The organism is Candidatus Thermoplasmatota archaeon (assembly GCA_018814355.1).
GTDB lineage: Archaea > Thermoplasmatota > Thermoplasmata > UBA10834 > UBA10834 > COMBO-56-21.
This window is the reverse complement of record JAHIZT010000055.1, coordinates 1-6,684: the sequence shown is the minus strand read 5'-3', so window position 1 is coordinate 6,684 and position 6,684 is coordinate 1. Positions and strand designations below refer to the sequence as shown.

Sequence of the window (6,684 nt, the reverse complement as noted above, 5' to 3'; positions counted from 1 at the left end):
TCCAGCTTGGACCCCTCGAGCAGAGATTGGATCTGCTTCACCGCGCCCCCAGACCATCCGAACGATGTCAGAACTACGCCGTACTTCGTCGGGGCTCTGAGCGTCTTGACGAGGAGGGTCGCGTATGCGGCTACTGGGTGCACGCCTCCGAGCACGGTCGGCGCGGCTATGACGACAACTGGCGTGTCGACCAGCTCCTTGGCCACATGCCCGATCTCAGTGACCGTTAGGTCGAATATGTTCACGCTCACGCCCTTCTTTACCAGCGTTTCCTGGAGCGCTTTTGCCATCTTCAGAGAGCTGCCCCACATCGAGACGTAGACTATCATGACTTTCTTCTCGAACTTCTCGGTGGTCCACTTCGTGTACTCGTCCAGGATGATCTTGGGGTCTCTCCAGAGGACGCCGTGGGAAGGAGCGATCACCTTTGGCCCCAGCTTCTTGACCTTCTCGATGGCGTTCTGGCCCGGTTTCGTGAACGGCATCATGATCTCGGCGAAATACAGCTTCGCCATGTCGAGTGAAAGGTCGTTGCCGTACTCATCCGCGTAGAACGCGCCGACTGCAAGGTGGGAGCCGAAGAAATCGCAGGGGAAGAGTATCTTGTCCTCCTCGAGGTAAGTGAATATGGTCTCTGGCCAGTGCAGCCAAGGCGCATCCACGAAGCTCAGAGTCTTCCCGCCAAGGTCTATCTTTGAGCTTTCGTCCACGACCATTATCCTCTCGGGATCGATGTCGAAGTACATGATGGCAGCGTCCCTCCCCTTCGCGCCAGCCACCATCTTGGCGTTCTTCGCCAAGGTCATGATGTGCTTGATCGCGTTGGCGTGGTCCGGCTCTGCGTGGTTCATTATGACGTAGTCGATCTTCGAGGGGTCCACATGCTGCGATATCTTTTCCACAAGCTCCCCTTCGAATCCAGGGTTCACGGAGTCGATCAGCGCGATCTTGTCAGTCCCAACGACAAGGTACGCGTTGTAGCTCGTTCCATGCGGAAGCGGTATCAGTCCGTCGAACAGCCTCCTGTCATGATGCTTCACGCCCACCCAGAAAACGTTGGGTGCGAGCGATATGGTTCCCATTGGTTTGGCCATGCTATCTTCCTCTGTGTTTTGCGAATAGTAAGGGGGTTCTTAGACTTGTTGACGTTCCATCTGGAGGACGGACGGACCTGCCATGAATGTCGAGTGCCAGTCAGCGTTTCAAGTTGTAGATGGTGTATGCGTCTGTCTATGCTTCGAAACGAAGAGTCTATGAATACAGCTGTGCATTGAAGGGTGCTCTTTCCAAGGGTGAATTCAGTATGGACCTGAAGTCAAAGATCAGATGGATCCCCGAACACAAGGGAGTGGTCTTCTGGGATATCACGCCGTTGCTGAAGGACAAGCAGGCCTTCAGGGAATGCGTTAGGGGTCTTGCGGACCATTACAGAAACAGGAATGTCGATGTCGTTGTTTCTAACGAGGCCAGAGGCTTCATCATCGGAGCGCCTGTGGCGCATGAGCTTGGCGTAGGGTTCGTGCCAATAAGGAAGAAAGGCAAACTACCCCATAAGGTAGCCAGCTTGAGCTACAACAAAGAGTACGAGTCGGACGTGATCGAGATCCATGAGGATTCGATCAAGAAAGGCGACAGGGTCTTGCTCATCGACGACCTCCTAGCGACTGGAGGGACCATAAAAGCCAACGCTGGTTTGGTTGAGCAATTGGGGGGCAAGGTTGTCGGGATGGGCTTCCTGGTGGAGTTGGAGTACCTTCGTCCGAGGGAGTACCTGGGTGGCAAGTACGACATCTTCTCGCTCATAAGCTGCAAGACCACAACCGAGCAAGGTTGACAATCCCAGAGCAGCTCTGAAGAGCCCTCGCCAGCCAGACCTCGAGATTGAGACGACGAAAAGAAGGTTTAATATCTGGTCTGCGATTCCACAACCATGGCCCTTGAAGCGTTGAAGGCGTCACTTGAACATTCAGTGATTGTAAGACGCGGCGAATACGACTACATGGTACACCCAATAACCGACGGCATACCGTCGATCGATCCAGCGATTCTAAATGAGATCTCAGCTGCCATGGTTGAGATAGGCAATTTCGATTGCGACATGATAGTGACGATCGAGGCCCTTGGGATTCCGCTCGCAACCGCACTGTCGCTGAAGACAGGGAAGCCATTCAACATCGTGAGGAAGAAGATGTATGGTCTTCCGGGCGAGGTCAGCCTCTCGCAGGTGACCGGCTATTCGAAGAACCCCCTCTGGATAAACGGTCTCAAAGCTGGCGATAGGGTCACAGTCGTCGATGACGTCGTCAGCACTGGAGGCACCCTCTGGGCGCTCATCGAGGCGCTGAAGACCATGCAGGTCAAGATAGTCGACATCCTCGTCGTGATCGAGAAGACCGACAAGAAGCCCGAGATCGAGAGGAAGATATCCATGCCGATCAAGACCTTGGTCAAGGTCGAAGTCGTGAACAACAAGGTCGTTGTGTTGTAGGATTCCATTGTTGATTAGGGGCATCACAAATATGATGCATCAGTCGATTGAATCCTAAAAGGACGCCATGAGCTCTCGAATAGTGTACTATTACTGCAGTGCGCGCGTGAATCGACGAGTCGCATCATCTGCCTTCCGTGTCGGGTCTAGGTCTCCTCGTCTCCGCTTTGTCAGCGTCCGCCTTAGGAACGGTCATCGGCTTCTCCTCGGGTTTGGTCCCGGGCCTGCACATGAACAACATTGCAGCTGCCATGACCGCCTACGTTGGGATCACCATTGGGTTCTTCGGTGCGCTCTGTTCGTTCCTGGGCACCACAGAATCGAGCATAGCCATCTCCTGTTTCATCTCCGCCGCGCTCGTAGCCCACATCTTTGCGGAATCGATCACATCAACATACATCGGGATTCCGGCAGGGGATGTCATCTCTGTCCTTCCTGCTCACAGGTTGGCCAAGGCAGGCCTGGGCGCCGTTGCTGTGAGAGCCTCAGCTGACGGTGCTCTTGTCGGCATACTCGTCTCAACGGTTGCATTTTTTCCGATCTGCATGGTCATGTCTGACCCGGTTCATCTCTATGAAATACTCAGAAAAGTCATGGTGTTCATCGTAATCGCATTCTCGGCTGTCCTCGTAGTCTCTGAGGGCCTCCCGTCCCTTCGTCTGCGCCCTCGCCGGAAGGATGCGCTCGAGAAGATCGTGAAGGGGTCCGCAGTTTTCACGGTCGCGGGCCTGCTGGGTACACTGGTCCTCAAGACCAGCTACTTCGCGTGCAATATCTCGGACTTCCCGTGGATCGTGCATGGCTTCGTGCCCAGATCGTCATTGTTGTTGCCGATGTTCGCGGGTCTGTTCGGAATCTCCGGCCTGCTCTTGAGCCTGGGTTCGAAGGCGGTTTCTGACATCCCCGGAGAATGCTCAGGCCGCTCTCGTCATAGGCCTGGGATACGCGAGCTGGCTACCTCACTCCTAGGAGGTGCGGTCGTCGGATGGATGCCGGGTATGACATCTGGGTCTGCAGTGACATTGTGTTCCCCCACGATGAGGGAGACCAGTGGAATGAACGATATCGATGCCTCGATCAGGTTCATTTGGCTATACTCGGCTATATCGGCATCGGGAGCAATCTTCGCAGTTGGAGCGCTGTTCGGCATCATGCGTGCGAGGAGCGGGGCGATGGATGCCGTATCGTTCTTCATGGACAATGGTGACGAGCCCGTGCCTTGGTCAGACAACCTTCTACCGATCTCGGCCATTCTGTTATCGATGCTTGTGGCAGCGCTGGCATCCTATGAAATCCTTGACTGGTTTGGGTCCGGGTTTTCCAGAGCGAGGAAGCTCCTGTGCTCGAAGGAGCTGGCCATCGCCTCGCTCGTTTTCGTGTGTTCGCTCTCAATAGTACTGACGGGCATCAGGGGTTCGATTCTATTGATGGCCGCAACGTCGCTCGGCCTCCTTCCCCCTCTCATCGGCGCGCGCAGGATACTGCTCATGGGCAGCCTGCTGGTGCCGATAATCCTGATGCTCCTCTCTGCCCTATGAATCACTCTCTCTCCATGTAGAGAGAGATGGCATGATCGACCAGCTTGTCCAGGAAGCTGGGTCTGTAGACGACCAAGACCTTCATGACGCTCTCCTCGTCTGAGACGAAGTACAGGTTCTCTTTGCCCCTCTTCTCACGTCTCACCACATTCTTCTTCAGAAGTATTGAGAGGTAGGTCGACACCGTGGATGCTGGAAGCTGCAGGACCTCTTTCATGCTGGAGTGGGTGGAGCCAGGGTTGTTCAGCAGATGGAGTACAACCCGCCTGAGGCTCTCCTGACGCAGTGCCGAGAATGTCTCGGTCGGCACGTTCGGAATCCTGCCTTTGGGGAAGAACCTCTTGAAGTGGCGGTCCTCCTCGGCGAAGATGAGTTCCTCTCGCTGCAGGCGTTCGACATGGTACCTGACCACCCCGAGGGGAAGGCTCGTCTCTCTCTCAATCTCGCGGAGGTGGACGCCTGGCTTGGTGACTACTAGGTCATACACTCTCTTTCTTGTCTCCAGCTCCAGGGCTTCGCTCAACAGATGCACCTTGTTTCCAGAGAAGTGCTGCCAAGAACAGCAGGATGATCGCGAGGTCTATGGCTCCCTCAAGAAGTGCCAGCTCCGAGTGGGTGACAGCCGGGGCGTGCGGGTTCTTCTCTTTGATCACTATCGTGAACGTTCCGGCCGCCAAGAGTATCTCCTTGACGACGAAGACCCCGAAACCCAATGCTGCCAGTAGCAGCCTTGTCATCCGTGTGCGCAGATAGCTCAGCAAGAACACCACGAAGGGTATGAGCGCGCACACGGCGACTATCAATCTGATGACTATCGCCAATTGGTCATCCATGGCACTCACCTTCTCTGCCCGCTGTATCCCCAATCCACGTTATTAACTGTTCAGAAGGAAAATCGAGGGAAGAAGTTAACAGAGGAAGGGACCGCCTTTCTCCCCCCGAATTGCAGTACCCGGCTTGGGCGCTACATCCCTGGCCTTGTTAATCGTCCTGTTCGGACGGAGGCCTAGGATAAATCTGAGCGCCTTTGGGCATCCTGCCCAAGGCGGTATCCCTTCCTCCTTTATCGTGAGCTTCTTCCCGGCCACGAGGGCCACGCGTAGCTTTCATGATCAGAGTCCGCACAGCGAATTCGGATCAGGATTAATCTGTCTCCCCCTCAGGTGGCCTATGACCTGTTTCGTCATCATGCTATATAGGTTTGTCGGTGAGTCAGTATGTTCTTAGCACAAAACTCGACGTCAGCCTTGGCGCAGGTTCTTTGAGCTGAAAATTCCAGACAACCTCTCCATGTCGTACCCGAACGGAAGAAACATCCCCTCGACCCCGCGAAGCAATAGGTCCACATAGGCTTCGACATCGTATTCTTCGGACCCGGACACGAACGGATCGACCTTCACGCGCCTCTTCGGGTCTTTGCTCCTACAGTCCGTAATCAGATATCTAACGGCCTCTCCTGGGTTGACATTGAAGCCTTCGATGTCGAGCTGTGCTAGGGCGGCAACGCTGTCATTGAACTGCCGGTACTCCCCCAGCCCTTGAGACACGCGCTTGGTCATCAGCAGCTTCCTCAGAGGCACGGTCCCCGACCTCACGGCATCTACATATCGTTCCACGATCTCGAGCGCGGACGGGATCAGCTCTATGAACTGCTGGGAGTCCGAGGCTCTTGCGAAATGCGTTAGCTGCTCAGACTGCATGTCCTTCACCAGTTCGGTCGTGTCATGCTTTCTGAGCTCGATCCCGCGTACCTTGAGCCTGCCATCATCGAAAAGGCCATAGTATCGGTTGAGCGCCCCGACTCCGTGCGACCTGTCCGGGAGGAAGACGAGCCATTTGTACGTGCCCTCGGGTTCGAGAGGGATACCGATATGCCCGGACACATGCTCGCAGAACTTCTCTGGGTCGCCATTGCCCTTGAGCCAAAGGGAGTCCACAATCCCGTGCAGTATCTCGAACCCGTGCGCCTCGGCCATCTCCGATGTCTGGAGCATTATCTCCCTGCCGTAGGCGTTGATCGCCTCGTGGCACTCGATCCTTCCGAACCGCGCGTTCCTGTATTCAGTGTACCCGAAGCAGTTGTGCGTGAGCACTCCGTTCGAGAGCGCGAACCCATGGAGTGGCTCTGAAACACCCAGACAGTACACGTAGTCGCCAGCTGGCCTCACCCTCCGCACGTTTCTGACGCACATCTGCGAGAGCGATCTCCCAGACCTTGCCTCGGGGCTGTACAAGGGCATGAGCGCCGGGAGCAGGTCTCCCTTTACCAATCTGTCCGCCCTCTTCAGCCCCAGGCTCTTGCCTCGCTTTACATAGCATGGATGATCAGGAGTGAGGCTCAGCTTGCTGCTTCCGATGTCCACCCGTATCATCTGTTCAGGGGCTGGGAATTTGAACACTCTGGACACACGCTTGAGAGACGGCTCTAAGCTCTTGTCGACCCCGAACACCTCGAGCCTATCGGTGACCTCTGTCTTCCCAATGGATCCGTTCGCGTACCTCTCGACGATGTCGTCCACGGGGAGGACATCGAACGATCCGCCCATCCTGAACGGTATCTCGGTCCCGGAATCCAGGCACGTTACCAGGAGCCATTTCAGTATGTCCACGCGCTCTTTGTAGGCTTTCGTGTCACCTATGCCCGCCTTGACCAGCCTC

7 protein-coding genes are annotated in these 6,684 nt (G+C 55.6%); 3 read left to right on the top strand and 4 right to left on the bottom strand.

Annotated features, from left to right (window positions below):
- Window positions 1-1,094: FprA family A-type flavoprotein (locus KJ653_04260; GenBank protein ID MBU0685046.1), on the bottom strand; the 1,094-nt coding region annotated here is incomplete at its 3' end.
- 209 nt (window positions 1,095-1,303) lie between these two features.
- On the opposite strand from KJ653_04260, the gene apt reads away from it, so the two are divergent.
- The 3 genes from apt to KJ653_04245 all read left to right on the top strand — a co-directional run bounded on the left by apt (window position 1,304) and on the right by KJ653_04245 (window position 4,026).
- Complete coding sequence (gene apt, locus KJ653_04255; GenBank protein MBU0685045.1) at window positions 1,304-1,834, top strand: adenine phosphoribosyltransferase; 531 nt, start codon at window positions 1,304-1,306, stop codon at window positions 1,832-1,834.
- Window positions 1,835-1,930: 96 nt separating this feature from the next.
- Window positions 1,931-2,488, top strand: a complete 558-nt coding sequence (locus KJ653_04250; GenBank protein MBU0685044.1) for an adenine phosphoribosyltransferase — start codon at window positions 1,931-1,933, stop codon at window positions 2,486-2,488.
- 137 nt (window positions 2,489-2,625) lie between these two features.
- Window positions 2,626-4,026: a tripartite tricarboxylate transporter permease gene (locus KJ653_04245; protein MBU0685043.1), complete on the top strand. Its 1,401-nt coding sequence runs from the start codon at window positions 2,626-2,628 to the stop codon at window positions 4,024-4,026.
- 1 nt (window position 4,027) lies between these two features.
- Here the strand turns inward: KJ653_04245 and KJ653_04240 are convergent, their stop codons facing one another.
- The 3 genes from KJ653_04240 to KJ653_04230 all read right to left on the bottom strand — a co-directional run.
- Window positions 4,028-4,549, bottom strand: coding sequence for a BlaI/MecI/CopY family transcriptional regulator (locus tag KJ653_04240; GenBank protein ID MBU0685042.1), 522 nt, complete (start codon window positions 4,547-4,549; stop codon window positions 4,028-4,030).
- The gene (locus KJ653_04235; protein MBU0685041.1) at window positions 4,506-4,859 is read right to left on the bottom strand and encodes a hypothetical protein; all 354 of its coding nucleotides are present in this window, start codon (window positions 4,857-4,859) and stop codon (window positions 4,506-4,508) included. The genes KJ653_04240 and KJ653_04235 overlap by 44 nt, the downstream gene beginning before the upstream one ends.
- Window positions 4,860-5,267: 408 nt before the next feature.
- On the bottom strand, window positions 5,268-6,684 hold a 1,417-nt coding region (locus KJ653_04230; GenBank protein ID MBU0685040.1), incomplete at its 5' end, for a hypothetical protein.